Consider the following 21,789-nt stretch of genomic DNA (forward strand, 5'->3'; position numbering starts at 1 on the left):
AACAAGGAGCCTTGTTGCGAGTTGAAACTCTTCCATAAACGCCTTTTGAGGCTGGGTTTGCCTGCGCTCAGAGGGCGTGTTAATGACACTTTTGTGACTATCCGGTCTCGGCTATTAGCTCGTCTCAGGCAATGCACAAATTTCAGAGATTCGACCGGAAATAACGATAAAAACCAAGGAGTTTCAGATGTTGGGTTTGCGGAAAGTGTCCGCCCGGCACATCATTGTTACAGTAGCAGTACTGAACCTGATCATGGTTGTGGTCGGTTACATCGGCCATGACAATCCCACCAAGCATTACCGCGAGGGGACGGTTGGCACCCATATCTCCATTCTGCTGCTCGCATTGATCGCGTTGATGAATTTCCGGATTTTTCTGCGGCAGAGACACATCATCTGGCTCTTGATTTCTCTGGGGTTTGCCTTTCTCGCGTTTGACGAAGGTTTCGAGATTCATGAAGGTTTGGACAAGGCGTTTCATCGTTACTTCGGAATTTCGCAAACCAGCCTGACTGACCGGATCGACGACATCCTGATCGGGATCTACGGGCTTATTGGTGCGGGTATTCTTTATCGCTTTCGGGCGGAGATACTCCGCCACAAGGTTCTGCTGCGGTACCTGATGCCCGGCTTTGCCTTTCTGGCCGCATCGGTCGTGTTCGACGCGGTAACAAATGATAATGCGCTGTTCCTGTGGCTCGGCATCCCCGAGGCCCATGTCCTTGACGTCAAACTGCCGCTTCGTGCGCTTGAAGAAGTCGCCAAGCTGATGGCCGAGGCGATTTTCCTGGCTGGATTTGTTCAGGTTCTGAGGGAAGTCAACTCGGCCGGCGGCCATACGACCAACTAGACGCCGGAGACCGCCCCCTCTCGGTCTGTGGAGTAGACACATCAAGGGGGGACTTCGGGCCTCTTGCAACCTGTTTGGAGTAGCCCCGCTTAATCTGCTGTCTTAATGTCGCGTGTAGACAATGTCCGGGACCGACACATGAAAATCGCTACCGCCGCGTATAATCTCGACTGGCTCGACAACTGGGCGCAGTATGAAGACAAGCTTGAGGAATGGGTGTCCGGGGCCGCGGACGAGGGTGCCGATCTGATGGTCTTCCCCGAATACGGTGCGATGGAGTTGTCGACGCTCGAAGGCCCGGGGGTTGCGGGTGATCTTGAACGTTCGATCCATGCCGTTTCCGAGCGTATGGAAGATGTACAGGTTGTACATTCACGTCTGGCGAAAACCTACAACACCTACATTCTGGGGGCCTCGGCCCCGGTCATCGACGGGCCGGGTCGTCCGGTGAACCGTGCCAGCCTTTACGCTCCTGACGGTCGTTGCGACCATCAGGACAAGCAGATCATGACACGGTTCGAACGCGAATCCTGGAACATTGCCGCTGGCGGGCCTTTGAAGCTGTTTGAGACGTCATTGGGCAAGATCGGGGTTCTCATCTGTTATGACAGCGAGTTCCCGCTGCTAGGTCGCGCCCTGCAAGAGGCCGATTTGCTTCTTGTCCCATCCTGTACGGAAGCCCTGTCAGGCTATTGGCGGGTACGCATTGGCGCTATGTCACGTGCGCTTGAAAATCAATGTGTAACGGTGATGTCATCACTGGTTGGCCATAATGACTGGTCCGAGGCGGTTGATATGAACACCGGCATGGGCGGTATATTCGGCCCGCCGGATATTGGCTTTCCGTCGACCGGTGTGCTTACCGAGGGGGCAATGAACGCGCCCGGCTGGACCTATGCCGAAGTCGATTTGTCCTCGATTGCAAACGTCCGCGCCGATGGGCACGTGCTGAACCGCACCCATTGGGCCGAACAGGATTCCAGAGTCAATTCAGTCACAATATCCCCCCTTTAGGTGATTCCGCCCTTGAAATAAGGCCCGAATAAGCTCATTTAAGCGCACGAACTGCAGATTCTGCAGGTGCAACGTAATGATGGAGACAACATGGCCAAGGAAGATACGCTCGAATTTCCCGGTGTCGTGAAGGAACTCCTGCCTAATGCGACGTTTCGGGTCGAGCTGGAAAACGGCCATGAGATCATCGCACATACGGCAGGTAAGATGCGCAAGAACCGCATCCGCGTTCTGGCCGGCGACAAGGTTCAGGTCGAGATGACCCCCTATGATCTGACCAAGGGTCGGATCAACTACCGCTTCAAGTAACGCCAGGCACATGGCGTTTATCCTCGGATCGGGCAGCCCAAGGCGGCTGGACCTGTTGGCGCAGCTTGGCGTGCAGCCCGATGCGATCCGCCCTCCTGATATCGACGAAACTCCGCTAAAAGGCGAATTGCCGGTTCCTTATTGCAGCCGCATCACGCGCGAAAAAGTACAGGCGGTTCAAGCTGATAGTGGCGATACTACGCTATGCGCGGACACGACAGTCGCGCTGGGGCGACGCATACTTGGCAAACCCGAAGACGTGGGCCAGGCGGCCGAGTTTCTCCATGCGCTCTCCGGTCGGCGCCACCGTGTGATCACATCGGTCGCGGTAAGGTGTGGAGAGCGGATACTCCAACGCGATGTAGTTTCGCAGGTCAAGGTAAAGCGTTTGTCGGACACCGAAATCAATGCCTACCTTGCCACGAATGACTGGCAGGGCAAAGCCGGTGCCTACGCAATTCAAGGCCCTGCTGGAGCATTCATCCCGTGGATTTCGGGGTCATTCACCGGTATCGTTGGTCTGCCTTTGTCCGAAACCGCCGCATTGCTACAAGGCATCGGCTATCCGCTATATCGCGAGGTATCATGAAGGGTCGCACCATCGTTCTGGATCACATCCAAGGCCGCGAGGCCGCTGCCTTGATGGTGGATGGCACCCTTGATGATTTCCTGATCGCCGCAGACGCCCCTGCGCCCGGCACCATCTATCGAGCCCGCGCCGACCGCCCGGTCAAAGGTCAGGGGGGCATGTTTCTGACCACCCCCGACGGACCCGCATTTCTGAGGCAGGTCAAAGGGTTGGCGCCTGGCGCATCGCTGCTTGTCCAGGTGACAGGCTATGCCGAGCCAGGCAAGGCGATCCCTGTCACGAACCGCATTCTATTCAAAAGCCGATATGCAATTGTGACGCCCGATGCGCCAGGGTTGAACATCTCGCGCCGTATCCGGGACGAAGATGTCCGCGACCAATTGCTCGAAATCGCCCATGAACAGATGGGTGACAGCGCGTACGGACTGATCCTTCGGTCCTGCTGTCAAGGAGCCGAACCTGATGAGATTGCCGAAGATATTTCAGCCATGCTAGCGCTGGCCGATCAGGTCCTGAGTGATTCCGGTACCGACCCCGAAACGCTTAGCGAAAGCGACGGTCCACATATCCTTGCTTGGCGTGACTGGACCGATCCGGCCGAAGTCGTGACTGCATCGGGCGGCTTCAAAGACCACGGCGTCCTCGATGCGCTTGATACGGCGAAGGGGATCTCGGAGGCATTGCCGGGCGGTGGGCACCTCTATATCCAACCGACCCGTGCCTTGGTTGCTGTGGATGTGAACACCGGTTCAGACAGCTCGCTGGCAGCGGGAACCAAGGCGAACTTCGCCTGCGCCAAAGCCCTTGCTCGCGCCTTGCGCGTACGCGGGTTGGGAGGTCAGATCACACTGGATCTTGCTCCGATGCCGAAGAAAGACCGCCGGGGCTTTGAGTCCGCCTTGCGTGCGGCGTTCAAAGCCGATCCAGATGAGACAATTCTCGCCGGCTGGACCCCGCTGGGGCATTTCGAATTACAGCGCAAGCGCAGTCGTATCCCATTGACGGAGATACTAAAATGAGCTGCCCGATCTGCGGAGGAGATACAGCTCACACTGTCCGCCCGTTCTGCTCGAAACGCTGCGCGGATATTGATCTGGCAAAGTGGCTGAACGGCTCATACGCGGTGCCATCGCAACGCGAAGAGGACGCAGAGGCGACATCGGAACAGGCTGAAAACCAACCGTACCGTCCACATTGAAAAAATGTCAAAAAGCCTCTGGACACTGCCATTGGCAAGTCATAGAAGGCCTCCACCCAATGGCAAACGCCATTCCCGTGCCCGGGTAGCTCAGGGGTAGAGCAGTGGATTGAAAATCCTCGTGTCGGTGGTTCGATTCCGCCCCCGGGCACCACAATTCTACAGAGTTTTATCGGCTAACATATTGGCTTTGCTTAATGAATTAAGGGAATCCGTTGTTGGCTGAGTGCGGATCGCCCCGGTTCGCTCCACATTTTGCTCCACAGTTTTGTGCCCGTGTTTGAAATTTTTGGCGTACCAATTTCATTGGATTCATTCGAAATCCATTCTGGCTGGCTGCCCGCTGATAATGAAATCTTCCAGCCTTCCGATCAAGCATGGCGACGGCTCTCGTCCGATGGCACACTCCCAGACGACAGCGACTCGCCAGCCGGCCCCCTGTAGGTCTTTGATGTTTCTCGCATCTCTTTTTACATTCTGTCGGAACTTCTCTGCCCAGAATTCAAAGTTGCTGGAAGGCGTGGAGGCCTTCCGGCATCCGGGATGACGGTGCCAGTAACACCCATGGACAAAGATGGCGGTCTTCCATTTCGGAAGCACGATGTCAGGCGAGCCGGGTAGCTTCTTCACATTCAACCGGAAACGAAACCCTTTGCGGTGAAGGGCTCCGCGCAAAGCTATCTCTGGCCTGGTATTTCGACCATGTATGCGCGACATCATCCTCGAGCGCACTTCGGGTGTCACTATGTCTGCCATATGATCTCAATTTCGCAGCGGGTTTACCCTGGCGAACACCATGCTCTTGAAGTTAAAAGAACGATACAATGAAGGGACGTAGATGAGCAGTCAATTCGCTATAATCGACCTGTTTGCGGGTCCGGGAGGGCTTGGCGAGGGTTTTGCTCAAGCCGGGCGTGATGGCGACATCAGCATGAAAATCCATCTTTCTGTGGAAATGGAAGCCAACGCCGTCCAGACACTACGTATGCGCTCCTTTTTGCGCTGCTTTGGAGGTGAATTTCCTGCCGAATATTACGCAGCACTGAATGAAGGTGCTGAGTTTCCAAATTGGTCGGAGCTCTACCCGGAAGAATGGGGGTACGCAGAAAAGGAGGTCCGACAGTTGGTGCTGGGTGAGCCGGGTGTTTTCGACGAAATTGCCGTGGTTCTTGATAGGGTTCGAACTGACTTCCGAGGAAATACCATCCTTATTGGTGGCCCGCCCTGCCAAGCCTACTCCTTGGCGGGCCGATCACGAAACAAAGGCAAAGAGGACTATGTCCTCGAAAACGATCACCGGCATTATCTATACAAGGAATACGTGAACATTCTGGAGCGCCTTGAGCCGGCTGCTTTCGTGATGGAAAACGTCAAGGGTATGCTGTCGAGCAAGGTCGATGGCGGCGGCATTTTCCACCGCGTTCTCGACGACCTTGCCGGCGCTGCGCAAGGGTACACACTGATTCCGTTGGCCGAGCCGCCACATCTTGGGTTGGGGCACCCTCCGGCTCGAGACTTCATTCTCCGCGCCGAAGATCACGGTGTGCCGCAAGCACGACACAGGGTGATAGTTGTCGGGCTTCGGAAAGACATCGCTGAAAGACTGAAATTTGGGAGGGAGCCGCTCCTTGTTCGCAGAGAACGGCAGGCGACAGTCGCAGAAGCGTTATCCGGGGTACCGCGAGTACGGAGCGGACTGAGCCGAGGAGATCAATTGGATGCTTGGACCGATTCCGTTCGTGATCAGGCACAAGCTATCTCTAAGGCGGCGGATGTGCCGGAGGAGGTGAAAGATCGTGCTCGACAGATAGCCGTGAGTAACGAACTCCCGTCGGAAAGATGTGCACGTAGCTACGCCAAAGGTCATGAACTTCCAAAGGAACTCGAAGAATGGCTGCTGGACGACAAATTGCAGTCCGTCCTTCATCATGAAACCAGAGGACACATCCCCGGTGATCTCGGGCGTTACCTGTTCTCTTCCATGTTCGCGGAAGAGCATCAGAGGGCGCCAAAGCTGTCAGAGTTTCCAGAGTTTCTGCAGCCTGATCACAAGAATCGAAAAACAGGGCACTTTGCAGACCGTTTCCGGACCCAAGTGAGTGAACGCCCCTCGACAACGGTGACAAGCCATATTTCGAAGGATGGGCATTACTTCATTCATCCTGATCCTACACAGTGTCGATCCTTGACCGTCCGAGAGGCTGCGAGGCTTCAGACATTTCCTGACAACTACTTCTTCCATGGGGGTAGAACGGCCCAGTATCACCAGGTGGGCAATGCGGTGCCCCCGTATCTCGCATTCCAAATCGCAAGCGCGGTTTCGCGCATGTTGAGTCAAGCGAAGCAGAAGCAGGATGTGCAGATTGGGTAATACAATATCAACACTGAAACTACATTTGTGAAATGTAGTTGACATTCAAGAAATAGAGAAGCTATATGAGTCGAGCGCCACGTGGATTGGAGGTGACTGTCGATGGTTGAGCGAGACAAGAGACAGAAATTTGAGGAGCTCGCGGAGAAGCGCGTGAATAAGGCCATCAAGGACCTCCGGCTTATCGGCAACCTTTCGAACAGGAATAACTACTCATTCGATGAAGGGGATGTTCGGAAGATCATGAAGGCGCTCGATGAAGAGATGAAGGCGTTGAAGGGCCGTTTCGCGCAGGCCCGGCCTTCTGACCAAGATTTCAAACTGTAGATTAGGAAGATGTGATGTGGAGCTTTCCCAAGGCCGGCCCGGAGCACAGCAATTCAAGTTCGAAACTCAATGAATTTTTCAACGATCAGGACGCCTCTACTGCTTTAGTACGTGAGGCTGTCCAAAACTCTCTGGATGCAGCTCTCGACCCATTGGAGCCGGTCAGGGTGCGTCTCTCGTTGGCCTCGTATCCGTGGGAAACCCTCGAACCGTTCTTGAGAACTGGTCAGGCCGACGAGACTGTCGACGATCACCTCTCGAGTGACGATCTCGGCAAATTCGCTGACAGCTTTGTAGGTCAGGAACTTCGTTGCCTGATAATTGAAGACCAAGGCACCAAGGGCCTAATTGGCGAAACCGATAAGAACAATGCTCATTCTGGCTCGAACTTTGTTGGATTTTGGTGGAATGATGGCATCAGCGGCAAAGGCAAAGGCTCAAGCGGCAGTCATGGCGTTGGGAAGACCACGCTGACAAGAATTTCTGGGATGTCGCTGTTTCTGGCAGTAACCAAACGCTGCACGGACGAAAAGCGGTATCTCCTCGGCTTTGCAAACCTGCCTTATCACCATGTGAATGGAAGAAGCTATCTTGGCTATGGTCGCTTTGGTCGAACCATCCAACAGGATGGTAAGGACAAATTCATGCCCATCGAGGAAGCTTCCCAGATTGAAGAGTTCCTCTCAGAGTTCTCCCTGAACCGCGACGAGAGTGGTTTGTCCGTCTTTATCCCGGGTGTTCCCAACTCGGTCGATAGCAGCGGGCTACTGCTTGCAGCGGTGCGGGACTATTACTGGCCCATTCTGAAGGGCGATCTTGTTATCGAGGTCGTCGACCGCCACTCCGGCGAAACGACGACCGTCAGTGCGGAGAATATCTCCATGGTGGTCTCGCAGATTTCGGAGCAAGAGGGGCGATCAAGAAATGCTGCTTCGGACACTGAGCATCGCGTTGGAATCGTCAGAGAAATCCTGGAGCTCAGGACCAGCGGAAACGCAAACTGGTTTGCAGGAAACGAGCCGAAATTGAGTCTCACAGCCCACGGAGACATCCGTGGCGCGGTTTCTAAAGATTGTTTTTCAGATGACAACCTCGAACGGATGTACTCTGCCTTCGAAAAGGGTCAGCTGATCGGTTTCAGTTTCAGTCTGAAAATCGAGGCTGTTGGTGGGGAGGAGCAGGTCGGTCTGGTAGAAGTATTTTTCAAAAAGACCGATTACAAGCTGACCGACAATGCCCAATTCATCAGGAATCAGATCATCATCTCGCGGCAACCGTCGAACATTCCCGCAAAGAATGTCACCTGTTTCTTGATTGCCGAGGAACAGGTCATGTCGGACTACTTGAAGGAAGCCGAAGAGCCAGCACACACCAGATGGTTCCTCAACCGTTTCAATGAGCAGAAGAGCTTCGAGTCCGATTGGGCGCTTAGGTTCGTGATGGATCTCCCCGCGCATATGTATCGCATCCTCTCACGGGAAGACGAGGATGCGAACACATACGAGAATTTTGCCGACGATATCTTCTCGGTCACCGAACCGGTTGGCACAGGTACCAAGAAGAAGCGCGGCCAGAAACGAAAAAAATCTGAGGAACCGGATGACCTTCCTGCGGTGAAAAGATCGCCTGCCATCCGGGTCGAAAGGGATGCAGAGAACCCCGGTTTCGACCTGCTACCAGTGGGGAATCTTGCCGAGCTTTTCGAAGAAGAGAATGTTTCCTTTCCGATCGAGGTTACAGTGAAGGCGGCATATGTATCCGCTCTCGGAAAAACCAGATCCTGGCGGGATTACAGCAAGATTGATTTCCAATTTGGAAAGACCATTCCGATCGACATTTCACCACAAGGTGCGGCAAAAGTCGTCTCGGCATCCGAGAACACCTTCACTGTCGAGTTGCTCCAACCCGAATTTCGCGTTTCGGCAAAAGGATTTGATGGAAATCGGGATCTGTTGATCCACCCAAGAATAAAGTTGTGATGAGGTGTACCAATGACAATTCAGCTTGAATTCAACGATACACAAAATTTCACAGGTCGCGCTCGAATCAAACAGAAGAGCGAACTTTTTTCCTTGCAGCTCCTTGATCGCCAAGGAGAAACAGTACGTATACATGCCAAGTTTGACCGAACTGCCATCGAAAAGGAGTGCAAGCTTCGCGAAGACGAGCCGAAGGAATTCGTGCTCGACGTGTTCGTACTCGGCGACATCCGTCGGCATGTGCTGCCCGAATACAGATCCGAAGATGAGATTGAACTGCATGAGATCCCGGATGGAGCAAACTTGGAGTTTCGCCTCAAAGTGATTTCACGTGCGGGGGGCGCATCAGGGAAGATCCTGGCAGCAACAGGTGGGCGCGTGAGGCTCCACACCGGCAGTGGGAACGATGGCTCAGGAGAAGAGAACAAGGGTATCTTCCATCCCAAGCCCTCAACGAGCATCGGGGATCGCATTTGGCAGGTCAGCTGGGATGGTCATGGCGATTTCGAAGTGTTCGTGAACGCCGACTACTTCCACAAATTCGTCGACGATCCTATTTTCGCCGCACATGTTTTTCCTGAGGTCGTGAGAAATGTCGCCACAGGAATTCTCCTTAGATTCAAAAGCGTCAAGGACATCGACGAGGCCTCTCTATTGGCAAAATGGGTGACCTTCATTCAGCAACGGCTCGCAATACCTCTCGAGGGAGAAGAAGCGGCCTATCTCAACGACGCTGACAACATGGATAGACTTGATCTCGTCGAGCAGATCGTTGTCGCGTTTACCAGCCAGAAATGGCGGGGCGGCAAAACTCTGATTGAGGAGATTTTATAATGAAGAGAACGATTTGTGAGTTCAATTCTGACGGTGTGGCGGCCTTTCAGGAACTGATTGATGCTGAGCGCGGGAAGGTGAAAACTTCTCAACCAGCAAGAGTATCAGAGGGATTTTTTGCATCCGTCGAAAAACTTGCCGGAGAATCCGCATTGCTTCTTGAGGTTTCCGGAACGGGTCAAATTGATGACGCCATGACATTCGCCTCACGGTACGATTTCGGTCAATATCTCCATGAAGTACTTCCTGACGAATTGTCTAAGGTCCAGTATTCGAATGTTGGGCTCTGGGCCTGGATTTCGGCGGTCTACCTTCCCCAATTGCTCAAGCCGTCCGCCCGGGGGAAATCACATGATCTTTGGAGCTCCTATCGATATATTCCCCTCGCATACAGCAAGTTCCGTTACTATCGGCACTTGGCCTTCATTTCCTTCTGGCTTCAAAGGCAATTGGGAGAGACTGCGGCGCGCCTATTCTTGTCTCGCCCCATGTACGAGCATTCCGACGCCATTGAGCAGCTCTATACTTCTGATAAGGATTTCCTGACAACGCCCGCTTTGCTGGAGGTATCGGTCGAAATGTACTTGGATGCAGAGAGCGGGGTAATGAAGAAAAAGGCGCTTGGCAAAGAAACCCCGGGCAGTGCCAGACGCTTGGCGACAAAGGTGGCCAAACAGCTGCAAATGAATTTCGACATTCATTCAATGACTAAAGAACAAGTCTACAGTCTTCTGCCTACCGAATTCGATGCATGGCGCGAATAGCGATGACGTAACGGCTTTAGGCTTATTCCTGTTGGTCATAACTTCTCGCGGATCCTGACAGGCCCAGAAAACGCCTGTCGGAAGGTCGAGTTATCCTTCTGTGTAGCCAAGCCAAGGTTGCCTCCCTTTTGGAGGCTTCCAATTGCTCGAGGTGTTCCTGAAGCGCGGCTCCATAGATGATCTTTTTTCGCGTTTCATCGCGTCTTCGTTGTTTGCTCGCCCGGGCCTGAAGGTCCCTGAGTCTCGCGCGCGCCTGTTCGATTTGTTGATCCAGGTCCGCCATTTCGTTCTCCCTTTTCAGTGGTCGAACAGGAAATGCGGCCTGGACCCCGGCTTCGCCACCCGGGCGCGAAAATGTGGCTCCGCCAGGCCGCCTTGTGAGCGACCGTCCGCATGCCCGTTGGGCAATGCGCGCAGTTACGCAAACTTGGGGTTTGCCTGAGCGCCTGCCGTGGGCTTTTTTGTGCGGAGTTCGGGTTGGGGCCCGATGTCCTTTACATGATACACCCGCCAGCAGACTTGAAGTCATCCTGCATTTTCGTGCCGACGGTCGCTCCGCCGTCAAATCCGCCGCCTACACCGCGCGCACTACCTTCCGGGATGCGCGGGTTGGACGACGGTTTTCGCCGGGCAGAAAGGTTGGCCTCCTGTCTCATGAATTGATCAACTGGACAGGAAACGCCGAGGAGCTCTGGAACGCAGCCGAGCGTTCTGAACGCCGAAAGAATGCAAGAGTCATCCGCGAATTGCGCCCAACCCTGCCACGCGAGCTACCGCTTCTCGAGCAGGTCGGGCTTGTCCGCGGCTTCTGCCTCTGGCTTTGCGGAACTCCGACGCGTCGCTTGGGCCCTGCTCCGTGCAGAAAATCATCGCCAATGCTGCCCGGAGCTGAGGGGAGGCTGTATCAAGGGCTGTTTGGACCTCTTCATATGTCCAGGTTCTGTAGGCCTCAGGGGTATCCTTTGGACGCGGCTTCTTAATGATGTCGTCAGCGAAGTTCTTGAGAATCAATCCCTTGGGGATACTGAATTTGAAAACTTGTATGAGAAAGTTGCGCACTCGATTGGCCTTGTCCCAGCTATACTTCTTCGCCAGTTTGTCATGGATTGCGGCAAGAAGAGGTGTGTCGATTTTCGAAACGGGAGTGTCCCGAATGGGGTGTAATACTCGGGCGCACATGCGGTATTCACGCTTTGCCGCCTTGGATCTTTCCAGAAAATGTTCCTCTTCGAAGTATAGGCGACTTTCATGTGTCATATAGCTGGTACGATAAAAATCTCAGAAGACTCACCGTATCCGTACACCTGCCGTTCGCGGGTGCAGTTTCGACCGGCAGTAGGGCGGGACAAATCTGCCGTTCAACTTTTCTGTGGTGGTGTCTGCTTATTAATAGTCGTGTTATCCGTCAGTTGGTTATGCTTGAACCAGAACAGTAATTTGATCGTACAATTTGGTGTTGTTGACCTTCAAACCTGACAAATTTGGATTTTCTTTCAGGTCGCTGCTCAGACTCTCACATCGCTCGACGAACACCCACCTTGGCGTTAAGTTACCTGAACAGGTTGGCGAAAACGATTAACCACGAAGGCACGGATTGGGCGGAGGCAACAAAGCATTATGCCTGAGAAAAATTAATGACATCGAGATTAACGCATTTCTTCCAAAAAGCACTTGGCCGTAAGCGCAATAGTCACAGGTTATCAAATGAGGACGAAAATTTCGTCGGCAGCGCAGCCTCGGGAATGTTAGCACAAATTCAGCACGATACGAATATGCGCGCCGCGCGTGGGAACGAGCCGATCTCCGTTCGTCTTGTCCCCCAAGTGCCAGTACGGGATGCGGATGCCGCGGCGGGCTGGATCGGAGGAGGGGCTTGTTTACCAGTTGGTATGAGTTGGCCAGAAATCAATTCTCCGACGCAACTTTTGGCACAAATCAACTGTAGCCATTTGCCAGATGATCTTTGGCAAGGACTAGGCCCCCGCAAAGGCTGGCTTGCAATCTTTCTTGATCCCAAGAGCTTTAAACTAACGGCGCTGCACTTCGATCAGGCTGGTCCTTTCGTTTCTTCTCCTGAGGTTGATGAAGAGTGTTACATTCTCGGCATTGACCACCGTCGACGGACTCCAAACCGCACTTGGCAGTTTCCACGTTGGCCGGTAGACATCGTGCCTGTTCGACCAGGGCAGGATGACCCGCGTCTCTCCGGTCGCTGTAAAATCACCCGCGAACGCTACAACGAACGCCATGACGTCTTCGAAAAACACCGGCTGCCATTCGATTGGCCGTCAACGCTGATGATGATCGACAAGGCGCTTTGTTTTGTGGAACCAGGGATCGCTTCTGGCGACTTGCCAGATCACTTGAAGCCCGAAAGTATCGACGAAAGAAGAAAATTAATTGAGCAGTCAAAAAAGAACGGCGGTCCTATAGAAGACATCGCCAGAATGACGGTCGATTTCGACGAACAGCTCGCTTTGGTTGACTCATTTAAGTTTCGGTCAGCAACTGGCCCCTCAGTGCTCAGAAAACTAAAGGCACTAAAGTCAAAATATGAAAAAATGTCCGAAAATGACGCTTTTTCATACGAAACGATTTCCTCGTTGATGGCCGAACTGGGTCAACTGACTTGGATGCACATAAGGACGCCACCGTGGACCATACCTCAAGTTGAGAGAATGAAGGAAGGTGTTAAGGCTTTTGAGTTACCTCTCACGACACATGACCCAAAAGCATCAAACAACTGGATTAACTTGTACGAGAAGGAACTGTCGGACGCGGCGAAGGTTCCGTACTTGAAGCAGGACGGAACATTGTCCAACGCACTCATTTCAGACTGCGAAGAGGTTTGGGCCGCCCAAGCTCGTCATGAAATGGGAGGAATGGGTCATACGCCATGGGGCTATGTTCACCAGTTCAACAGCCGACAGGAAGTGACTCTGCTCGAATTGCCATCGAGCGATTTGATCGGTTGGATGTTCGGAGATGTCAAAAATCTTGTGATCACAATCAAAAAACGTGATCTGAAAAGAGGAGATTTCTCAAACTTGAGTGTTCAAGTTACGAACTAGCTTACCGGAGCTTCGAAATCCCCGCGGTGAATTGCACTCCATTGAAACCGACCCGCCGCTTTAGGCTAGAACACCGCCATTCGTTAATCGCGCAGCATTCGTCAATATGGGCTCCCCTGGCGCCTTCGCCGCGGTCTGCACCAAGGGCCGGTCTGGTATGGACCGACATTCACTGCACGCCGCATGAACAGGAAAGACGCGGGACAAAGGGGATTTCCGATAAAGCCGCACCAAAGTCCGGTTTTGATAATCAGGTATCGATCAAACCCCCTATGAGTATCTGGAAACGCCTGCGTGACTCACTTTCAGCGAGAAGGGCTGCTCTTAGCTCCGACCGATCAAGAACGTCGATGCGATCAGATAGCCTGCATATGCTGTCCACCCAGGAATGCTGTCCCTCGAAGAATGCGTGTTTTAGTCTAAACACCTGAAAACTCTTTTGAACATCGTCTTGACCGTATTCGAGTTCGGCGTCTTCCCAGGCTTGCCTCAGTCGGGCAGCATCGCGCTTGAAGCGAGTTTCGTCTGATGCGTAGTCTAGGAGGGCGTCGCAGACTGTACTGACAGATCTCGACCGCTGCGCACGTATCTGTTGACGAAAGGACACAGAGAGCTTTTCGGTGTCTCCATAAACACAACGCGGCTCTACCACGTCGTGGAGATACTGCACAGCCGCCGGCGCAGAAACATCCGAATAGTGCCCTGTTTTTACTTTCCAGGCCAACGCGACAACCGCCAAATCCATCGGCGGCCTATTGGTCATAATAGGCTCCGCGTAGCCTACAGCCGCGTCCATCGAGACGCCGGAAAGCAGAATATCCCACTCTTCATCCAAGAAGGGACGCCCGGGTTCGGCTCTGGCAAGCACATCACCTGTACTTTCGTTGGTACACAGAGCCTGAGCCGCGGATTGGAAGTCAGGAATGAGAACTGTCACGGCGTCCCGCAACTCATCCCAAAACTCTGAAGGAATTTTGTTTTTCATCGGAACTCGCTAAATTTATTGCGCCAGTTTTCGGTTGCGGCAATCGAGGATCGGATTGACTGAGGGTCGGTGACATATACCCCCCTCTTGGCCATCAGATGTGGAATATGTGCCAAATTCTCAGATCCCGGGATGACCCCAAAGTGGACAAAGTGAGAGTAAATAGAATCTTTGACCGCGCTCATGCCTGCCTCGTCGTAAATATAGTCATCCGGCTCAAAAACCTTTGAATTCTCGAAGAACTCAGGCGTGGCCGCATACGCGATCCAAGGTGCAATGAGCGTGGATAAATGCCGCGGTCTACCCAGAAAGAACCGATCAATATCGATGCGGAGGCGAACGCCATCGGTCTCGTAAAAAAACCGTCGTGGAATGACGGCGTCCTTCAAGATGACCTTGCTCCAGGGGCTTTCGATAAACCCATTTCCTTCTACCAGAATTCGGCGAGCTATAGCGATGACGGGAATAGCCAACCATTGCTCAAATGTGGAGCCCCAACCATTTTTCGGAGAGTGATCTAAACGTTCTGCCATGCGCGCAACCTTTTGACAGACGCGCCATTCCTCCGTGTGAGAATAGAGGTTCAGATATGTGTCCTTGCCGACAGAGGCTAATATTTCTCGTGTCTCTTCGGTCTCCAGCAAGTCATGAATTGCCGCCTCAGACACGGGAACTTCAGCATCAATTGCTGCTTCTAAATCAACGGATTGAATGATCATCGCCTTGCTCAAGGTTTCACCTTGCTTAAAGTACCTTTAGCAACGACACACTCAACCCTGGATCGCAAGTTGGCTTCTGTCCGCTGTTCGCTTTCTCTGGGAAGACCTATGACCGCCGCTGCTACTGCGTCACCGGAGTTTCAAGAATGAAAAAGGCTCACGCTGCGAATTCTATCAGCAGTCCGCTCTACACCGAAGATTCATTCCGCCTTAAACAGGTCGGGGAACATGACGTGCCGTTGATTCAGATTGCAAGAGCAATCCTAAAAGGTGAACCCATAGACTTGAAACACCTGCCCACAAAACTGGTTCTGGATGCCCCGCGGCTTCCGGAAACAATGACGAGAATATTTCCCATGGGACGTTTCTGGGCCATTGCACCGGATGTGGCAGAGGTATTTTCCCACTTCAATTTAGGCGCGAGTCATGTCTGGCCGTTAGATTGCAGTGACTTGGGGGATTATACATTCTTTGGCCTCTATATCGGCGAAGGGAAATCAAGCTGGCACCCTGAGAAGTCGACTGCGAAGAGGCCGGGGTTCAATGGCAAACTTTTGATAGATGCCCTGTCGCTTAGGGGAAGTTTAGATGTTCTGGAGACGCAAGAAAACGGGCCGCCTCGCTGAAGGACCACGGTTGGACATGGACTTGCCCGAAGGTGATTGGCCCGTCTCGACTTTGGCCTTTCACAAGCGTGTAAACCAACTTGTTTCGGTTATCATGGCAGATGATGAAACTGTGCTTGACCCGCTCCCCATCATTGATCCCGGACCCTTGAAATTCAAACAGAATTGGGTTGACCGGCAAGACAAAGAACTGGGTGTCCACTTTTATACGGACGTCGAAGGGGAACACGACTTTTTGTTGCGGTACGCACACGCAACCTGGAAGCAAGCATCCCAACAAGATCGCGAAGTTTACGCCGAATTCTACCAAGCATGGACAGCAAAGCACATTGAATCCGGGCTCCTGCGCCGTTTTGAGGATCAGGAAGGCGTGCATGATTGTTGGAAAGTCGGGCCGGATGATGTGATCCGTGTAGGCCTTGGTGGTGTGGATGATGAATTGTACGTCTCAGCCACAAGAGCATGGGTGTACGACGGCTATAAAGACGCGTTCGATTAAACGAATCAGCTCAAGCCGCCATTCGTTCAATTTGCAGCATTGGTCAAAAAGGGCTCTTCCGAAATCTTTGCCGCGTTTTGCATGAATGGCGGTTCTCGCTAACGTACGATCCTGCCCCTCCCGGAGCAGACCCCAGGTAGAGTGTGACAAGGCCACAGCTACATTTCGAGGAAATCGAACAAGCAATAAACGTAACCTCTGAAAATCCTGAACTTGAATCTACTCGCCATGAATGGTTTTCTTTTCTATATTTATAGGGCGCCTCCGCCGCCCTGAGCCTGAAGGCGCTGGCGCTCATCGACAGCCTGACCGGGTGACACAAGGCAGCCCGAGATACTGTCGGATGGCAGATCACTCGGGGTTCTCCGCGCGAAACAGCGCCCATGCATCCTGCGAGCTGCCGTCCGGTTTGGTGCAGATTCCCGCCTGACCCGAGCCAGTGTCCTCGATCTTGTAACTGCCGCCGATCTCGAGGCAGTAGGCTGCCGCCGGGTTCACCACCTGATGATTGCCGCCATGAGCCCTGCGATATAACTCCCAGGCGTCAGCAGATGTACCATCCTTAAGCGTGCAGCGAGACGACGTCAGGTCGTAGTCACCTCCAATCGACCCGCAGTAGACTGCGGCAGGATCTGCGAGCCCAACCGATTTGTCGCTGTTCTGGTCCGCATGATGCTGTCGAAAATAGGTCCACGCATCGGTCTCGGTTCCATCGGGCAGACGGCAGACGCCGAACTGTCCGTCTGCTCCGTCACGGATGCCGTAAAGCCCACCCTGCGCAATGCAATAGGTCGCGGCTGGATTAGCCAAACCGGTGTTGGCTGAGCCGTCCGTGGGCACGGCCACCGACAAGATCATCGTCAGAGCCACAAGCGGACCCGGAAATTTCAAGAGAAGCTTTGTCATGTTACCTCGCAAGGTTGGCAGTTGCCATGCTGTCGGAAACCCGCATCCGCCGTCAGGGCAGGTTCTGGGGATTGTACCCGTTTTGAAGATCGATCCGATTCTGCACCGAAGGGTGGATGAGCGCATCTTTTGGGATATGGCGTGGCTCTTGCCTTGGGATATAAAAGCCGGATTGTTCACGGACCTCCGGATTATCGTGCCACTTCTTCCGTTTCGGCAGATATTCCAGCAGCCGCCACCAGAAGGTCATTGAATCGTGCAGCTTTGCATGGATGTCCGGGGCCGTGTAGTCGCGCTTGCTGCCCGCTTGCACGTTCTTTGGGTTCTCACCCATGACCAACCGCTTGACCATGGTTTCGCGAAAGACAAGCCCGTGCGCGCGGGCTTCGTCAACCATCCAGGCAAGCGGATACTTTGCGGCACCACTTTCCTGTTCGGGATAACCGCTGCCGTTGTCTCCGTGTACTCCGGCAAACCAGACCTGCTGAATGTCCTGAGGCACGGCATCCTCGTCTTTGACGAAGGGGTTGGTTTTGAACAGCTGCGGTTCTTCCCACCGGGACAGGCGGAACATGCGGCGACGCTCGTCTATCGCGCAAGCGTGCCGAAAGACGCGCACGCAAGGGTTCATCTGCGTGTAAGGCAGTGCCTCGAGCGAGGGCAAATACATCCGGTCCGGGCGCGGTACGATCACCGAGGCCACCGTATCCCAGCAACCCATGAAGCGTATGGTGATGCGTCGGGTATCCAGAACTTCCTGCACGCGCCATGCGACGTCAAATTCATCTCTGGCGCCGGACTGTTTGTAGGCTGTCAACGCGTAAGAGCACAGATGTTCCTGATGCCTGTGCAGAAGGCCAACCATATTGATGAACCCGGCCAACACCCGCACCGTATGCGCCCCGCGCGAGAAGCCGAACAGGTAAACCTCGTCCCCCTCTTCGAAGTGGTGGATCAGAAACCGGTAGGCATCCAGGACATTGGCATCCAGCCCATAGCCCGTGGCCAGCCCGAACACGCCTTTGAGTTGGTTCTTGAACCGGCTCCAGGCGCCGCTGTTGGAAATCGTGCCGACGCCCGGATCGTAGAATCCGATCTGGTCGCCACTTTCCTTGAGGACCCGATAGAATTTGAGAACATTGGACTGGTTCTCGCGGATCTCGTTTCCGGTGCCATCGCAGCAGATCACAATTTTCTTCACGGATCGTCCTTAAGCAAATGTATGAATACGAATGCCCTGAACCTACTCGAAAACGATCTGCCTGTTAATGCGGGATTACCCGGACGGGGCCGCTATAGCCGCTCAACCTTTACCGAGTCGCCCGGATAGAATGCCAGATGATCCTTCAATTCGGCTGCGGCGGGGACCGGGTCCTCGTAACTCCAGACCGCGTTTTCGGTGACCGAGGATTTGTTCACGATCGAGAAATGCGCGGCCTCGCCCTTGCCCGCGCAGTGGGTCACCTTGTCGGTCCGGTCCAGAAAGGCCATCGCGATATCCGCACGCGGGAAGTAGATGACCGGATCATTGTCGTCTTCAATCAATTCCAGCGCAGCTGTGGTTTCGCCCAGAATCGCTCCGCCCGAACGGACGCTCCATTTTCCCGGCGCTTTGCGGATCGTGATGTTCTTTGTCATACCTGTTCCTTCCCTCGTCGTCTCAGGGCCTCTCCTCTGCCCAATTTATGTAACACTCCGGTGTCAGACCGGCGCAGTTGCGGCATCCAACCACAGTTGAGCGGCTTCGCCCAGCCTTGGCCGGATTTTTTCCGCCACGTCGCGGTGATAGGCGTTCAGCCACGCACGTTCTTCGCGTGTCAGCAGGTCCAAGACGATCAGACGCCGGTCAATGGGGACGTAAGTCAGGGTGCGCCAGTTCAGCATGGCCCGTTCAGCGTCGCCACCGGGCAGGGTGGGGGCTTCTTCCACGACGACAAGATTTTCAAGCCGAATCCCGAACGCGCCTTCGCGGTAATATCCCGGTTCGTTGGACAGGATCATGCCCGGCTCAAGCGGGACGTGGCTGACCCGGGACAGGCGTTGAGGGCCTTCATGGACACTCAGATAGGTACCGACCCCATGCCCGACCCCGTGGTTGAAATCCTGCCCCGCCAGCCACAGCGGCAACCGCGCGACGCATTCAATGTCGCGCCCGGCCAGGCCGACGGGCCAGCGCAGCATCGACATGGCGATCATGCCTTTAAGGACGCGGGTGAAGCACGCTTTCTCCTCATCTCCCACATCTCCGATCGCAATTGTGCGGGTGATATCGGTGGTGCCGTCCAGATACTGCCCACCGCTGTCCAGCACTAGCAGATGCCCGTTCTCCAGTCTGCTATCGGTTTCTTCGGTGACCCGGTAATGCATGATGGCCCCGTTCGGCCCGGTGCCCGCGATGGTGTCGAAAGAGATATCCTGCAGCGCGTTGTCCCGACGGCGGCTTTCTTCCAGCCGCGTCACTACCTGCGTCTCTGTCAGGGTGCCGGGGGCTTGCGCGTCCAGCCAGCACAACAGTTCCACCACCGCTGCGGCATCGCGCAGATGCGCCTCGGCGGTGCCTGCGATTTCGGCCGGATTCTTGCGGGCTTTGGGCAGGGCGCAAGGGTCGCCGCCGTCGACCATCCGGTCCCCCAGCGCATCCGCCACGATCTGCGGAACCGTGCTTGGATCGACCTGAACCTTGCCCTCAAGCGCCGCGACCGCCGCAAGGAACGAGTCGGGCTCGTGCTGGGTTACCCTCTGACCCAGATGAGCAGCCAACCCACTCAGCTTGGCGGCGGCCATGAACAGATCCACCCGGCCATCGCCGTGTAGGATGGCGAACCCGTGAGCCACCGGGTTGTATGCGATGTCCGAGCCGCGGATGTTCAACAACCACATGATCGAATCGGGTAAAGTGATCACGGCTGCCACGCGATCAGCATCCTGCAGCTCACTGGCGAGGCGCTTGACCTTGCTCTCGGCGCTTTCGCCTGCGAACTCAATAGGATGCACCCTGACCGGGTGCGTTGGCGGATTGGGTTGATCGGTCCAGATACGGTCCACAAGATTGTCGCAGCGCAGCAGTTCGATTCCGCTGCCTGCCAGCTCTTTCCGGGCAGCCGCAATCTGCCCCGCAGCGTGGAGCCACGGGTCGAACCCGACCTTGCCGCCGTTTGGCAATTGCTCTTTCAGCCACACGCTCAGGCTGACATCGGGCCATGGCACCGGAGTGTAAACCTCTGCCACCTGAGCCTTTACTTGCGTGCGATAGCGCCCATCGATGAAGACCCCTGCAACATCCGTCAGTGCCGCGCAAAACCCGGCAGATCCCGTGAACCCCGTCAGCCAGGCCAGCCGTTCATCCCGAGGGGCCACATACTCCCCCTGATGTGCGTCCGCGCGCGGAATCAGAAAGCCCTGCAAGCCTTCGCGTGCCATCTCGTCCCGCAGAGCGGCCAGTCGCGGAGGACCTTGTTCCGGGCGTGAGGTGACTTCGAAAGACTGGAACATGGCGGCCTCATTCTATGCGTAACGCGCTGAAACCTGAGGCCTGTGGGGGCAAATGTCCAGCGCTGCGGTTACGGTTCCAACAGGAAGTCGGTCAGCGCCTGGATATAGGTGTCGTAAACGTCATTGCCGGGCAGCGGGATATGGTTTGCCGTTTCAAGAACCACCAGCGAGGCATCGGGGATACCTGCCGCCAGTTTATGCGCCTCTGACAGCGGATGGACCGAGCTGTTGCGCCCATGCAGGATTAGCGTCGGGCATTGCACCTGTGGCAAAAGATGCAGAACTGACGCCGTGTTGCCGCTGTCGCGCTGATAGAGCTTCTGCTCAACAGAATAGAGCGCCTGCATTTCGTCAACGATCTCGCGCACTGTCTCCAAAGGCCCTTCGGGAAAGTAGCTTAGCAGCGACCCCACGGCATATCCGCTGCCCGGATTGTCCCAGCCTTCGAGAATCAGGTTACGGATCGAGTCTGGCCCTTCCACACCTTCGCGGTGATTGCGCCCCTCTGCCCAGCCCCCAACGATGGCCATCCGGCTGACCCGTTCTGGATATTTGGCGGCAAAGCGCAGGGCTGAGAACAATCCACCAAGCTCGGTCACGATGCAGAAACGGTCAAATCCTGCTGCCTCGGTCACGGCCAGAATATCCTCGTCGACCCCTTCGTAACTGGCGTGACACGGATCGCCCCAATGGCTCTGCTCGCGCTTGTTATAGCGCAGCAGCGTAAATTTCGCCTCCATTGCGCGCAGATAGGTGCGCTCGGACGACAACCGCCATTCCGCCTCTACGTCATAGACGATCGAGCCAACCCTCAGAACCGGAGGGCCATCACCAGACACGGTAAAGGCAATTGACTGTCCATCGCTGCCCCGCGCATATCTCAGCCGTTGCATTCGCCGGTCGCGCTCTGGTGCTGGTGCTGCAGAACGCTGAACCTCTGTCGCCATCTGCAACCCGCGCCGTACAATCGTCCGAATAATCCGTTGCGATTTGCCGTCATCGCCGACAGCCTTGCGGGCTGCGGCAATCCGCGCGCTGATCGTTGAGTCCGAGACAAAGCGGCCATTCCAGACCCGGTCGATGATCTCGTCGCGCGCCACAAGCCTGCCGGGGCTTTCGGCCAGCAACTCCAGCAGATCAAAAACCTGCGGTTCAATCGGAACCGCCTCACCCCGGCGTGTCAAGACGTGGCGGTCGATGTCCAGAACACAGTCAGCAAATTCATAGCGCATGGGCCGAATACACTCCGTTTCGTT

23 protein-coding genes and 1 tRNA gene are annotated in these 21,789 nt (G+C 54.8%); 16 read left to right on the forward strand and 8 right to left on the reverse strand.

The window, feature by feature from the left end; translation table 11 throughout:
* Positions 1–187: 187 nt before the first annotated feature.
* From RA27_RS16315 to RA27_RS16345, 7 genes are all read left to right on the forward strand, one after another.
* Entirely contained in the window at positions 188–850 is a 663-nt protein-coding gene (locus RA27_RS16315; protein ID WP_039541431.1) for a hypothetical protein, read from the forward strand.
* 138 nt (positions 851–988) lie between these two features.
* A complete protein-coding gene (locus tag RA27_RS16320) occupies positions 989–1,864 on the forward strand; it encodes a carbon-nitrogen hydrolase family protein (protein WP_039541434.1) in 876 nt (291 codons plus the stop codon).
* 90 nt (positions 1,865–1,954) lie between these two features.
* On the forward strand, positions 1,955–2,173 hold the full coding sequence (gene infA / locus RA27_RS16325) for a translation initiation factor IF-1 (protein WP_005978431.1): 219 nt from the start codon (positions 1,955–1,957) through the stop codon (positions 2,171–2,173).
* 10 nt (positions 2,174–2,183) lie between these two features.
* Positions 2,184–2,762 (forward strand): Maf family protein, encoded by a 579-nt coding sequence (locus tag RA27_RS16330; protein ID WP_039541439.1) that lies wholly within the window; start codon positions 2,184–2,186, stop codon positions 2,760–2,762.
* Positions 2,759–3,781: a ribonuclease E/G gene (locus RA27_RS16335; RefSeq protein ID WP_039541443.1), complete on the forward strand. Its 1,023-nt coding sequence runs from the start codon at positions 2,759–2,761 to the stop codon at positions 3,779–3,781. Before RA27_RS16330 ends, RA27_RS16335 begins: the two co-directional genes overlap by 4 nt.
* The gene (gene yacG / locus RA27_RS16340; RefSeq protein ID WP_039541445.1) at positions 3,778–3,960 is read left to right on the forward strand and encodes a DNA gyrase inhibitor YacG; all 183 of its coding nucleotides are present in this window, start codon (positions 3,778–3,780) and stop codon (positions 3,958–3,960) included. Before RA27_RS16335 ends, yacG begins: the two co-directional genes overlap by 4 nt.
* Before the next feature lie 79 nt (positions 3,961–4,039).
* Positions 4,040–4,114: transfer RNA gene (locus tag RA27_RS16345), tRNA-Phe, on the forward strand.
* 158 nt (positions 4,115–4,272) lie between these two features.
* Here RA27_RS16345 and vsr read toward each other — a convergent pair.
* Entirely contained in the window at positions 4,273–4,716 is a 444-nt protein-coding gene (vsr, locus tag RA27_RS16350; RefSeq protein ID WP_039541448.1) for a DNA mismatch endonuclease Vsr, read from the reverse strand.
* 82 nt (positions 4,717–4,798) lie between these two features.
* Here vsr and RA27_RS16355 point away from each other — a divergent pair, with 82 nt between their 5' ends.
* The 7 genes from RA27_RS16355 (at position 4,799) to RA27_RS16390 (ending at position 13,306) form a co-directional block, all read left to right on the forward strand.
* Positions 4,799–6,331: a DNA cytosine methyltransferase gene (locus tag RA27_RS16355; RefSeq protein WP_039541450.1), complete on the forward strand. Its 1,533-nt coding sequence runs from the start codon at positions 4,799–4,801 to the stop codon at positions 6,329–6,331.
* Between the two features lie 102 nt (positions 6,332–6,433).
* Positions 6,434–6,658, forward strand: a complete 225-nt coding sequence (locus tag RA27_RS16360) for a hypothetical protein (RefSeq protein ID WP_039541453.1) — start codon at positions 6,434–6,436, stop codon at positions 6,656–6,658.
* A gap of 14 nt (positions 6,659–6,672) precedes the next feature.
* Positions 6,673–8,637, forward strand: coding sequence for a hypothetical protein (locus tag RA27_RS16365; protein WP_039541455.1), 1,965 nt, complete (start codon positions 6,673–6,675; stop codon positions 8,635–8,637).
* Positions 8,638–8,649: 12 nt separating this feature from the next.
* Positions 8,650–9,471, forward strand: a complete 822-nt coding sequence (locus RA27_RS16370; protein ID WP_039541457.1) for a hypothetical protein — start codon at positions 8,650–8,652, stop codon at positions 9,469–9,471.
* On the forward strand, positions 9,471–10,235 hold the full coding sequence (locus RA27_RS16375; RefSeq protein WP_039541459.1) for a hypothetical protein: 765 nt from the start codon (positions 9,471–9,473) through the stop codon (positions 10,233–10,235). The genes RA27_RS16370 and RA27_RS16375 overlap by 1 nt, the downstream gene beginning before the upstream one ends.
* A gap of 407 nt (positions 10,236–10,642) precedes the next feature.
* Positions 10,643–11,215 carry a MobA/MobL family protein gene (locus tag RA27_RS23755; RefSeq protein ID WP_082025168.1) on the forward strand — a complete coding sequence of 191 codons (573 nt, stop codon included), beginning with the start codon at positions 10,643–10,645 and terminating at the stop codon, positions 11,213–11,215.
* A 654-nt stretch (positions 11,216–11,869) separates the two neighbouring features.
* Complete coding sequence (locus RA27_RS16390; RefSeq protein WP_039541468.1) at positions 11,870–13,306, forward strand: DUF1963 domain-containing protein; 1,437 nt, start codon at positions 11,870–11,872, stop codon at positions 13,304–13,306.
* A 250-nt stretch (positions 13,307–13,556) separates the two neighbouring features.
* Here the strand turns inward: RA27_RS16390 and RA27_RS16395 are convergent, their stop codons facing one another.
* The gene (locus RA27_RS16395) at positions 13,557–14,291 is read right to left on the reverse strand and encodes a hypothetical protein (protein WP_039541471.1); all 735 of its coding nucleotides are present in this window, start codon (positions 14,289–14,291) and stop codon (positions 13,557–13,559) included.
* Positions 14,288–15,022: a hypothetical protein gene (locus RA27_RS16400; protein WP_152610720.1), complete on the reverse strand. Its 735-nt coding sequence runs from the start codon at positions 15,020–15,022 to the stop codon at positions 14,288–14,290. Before RA27_RS16400 ends, RA27_RS16395 begins: the two co-directional genes overlap by 4 nt.
* 134 nt (positions 15,023–15,156) lie before the next feature.
* On the opposite strand from RA27_RS16400, the gene RA27_RS16405 reads away from it, so the two are divergent.
* Entirely contained in the window at positions 15,157–15,636 is a 480-nt protein-coding gene (locus RA27_RS16405) for a hypothetical protein (protein WP_039541480.1), read from the forward strand.
* 16 nt (positions 15,637–15,652) lie between these two features.
* A complete protein-coding gene (locus tag RA27_RS16410; protein ID WP_039541483.1) occupies positions 15,653–16,135 on the forward strand; it encodes a hypothetical protein in 483 nt (160 codons plus the stop codon).
* 351 nt (positions 16,136–16,486) lie between these two features.
* Here RA27_RS16410 and RA27_RS23760 read toward each other — a convergent pair whose 3' ends face one another.
* From RA27_RS23760 to RA27_RS16435, 5 genes are all read right to left on the reverse strand, one after another.
* Positions 16,487–17,041 (reverse strand): DUF333 domain-containing protein, encoded by a 555-nt coding sequence (locus tag RA27_RS23760; protein ID WP_082025169.1) that lies wholly within the window; start codon positions 17,039–17,041, stop codon positions 16,487–16,489.
* Positions 17,042–17,093: 52 nt separating this feature from the next.
* Positions 17,094–18,242 (reverse strand): DUF2235 domain-containing protein, encoded by a 1,149-nt coding sequence (locus RA27_RS16420; protein ID WP_039541487.1) that lies wholly within the window; start codon positions 18,240–18,242, stop codon positions 17,094–17,096.
* A 92-nt stretch (positions 18,243–18,334) separates the two neighbouring features.
* Positions 18,335–18,679 carry a DUF427 domain-containing protein gene (locus RA27_RS16425; RefSeq protein ID WP_039541490.1) on the reverse strand — a complete coding sequence of 115 codons (345 nt, stop codon included), beginning with the start codon at positions 18,677–18,679 and terminating at the stop codon, positions 18,335–18,337.
* Positions 18,680–18,742: 63 nt separating this feature from the next.
* Entirely contained in the window at positions 18,743–20,533 is a 1,791-nt protein-coding gene (locus tag RA27_RS16430) for an aminopeptidase P family protein (protein WP_039541495.1), read from the reverse strand.
* 68 nt (positions 20,534–20,601) lie between these two features.
* Complete coding sequence (locus RA27_RS16435; protein WP_193746535.1) at positions 20,602–21,765, reverse strand: winged helix-turn-helix domain-containing protein; 1,164 nt, start codon at positions 21,763–21,765, stop codon at positions 20,602–20,604.
* Positions 21,766–21,789: the final 24 nt, after the last annotated feature.

It is taken from the genome of Ruegeria sp. ANG-R, assembly GCF_000813985.1.
Classification (GTDB): Bacteria; Pseudomonadota; Alphaproteobacteria; order Rhodobacterales; family Rhodobacteraceae; genus Ruegeria.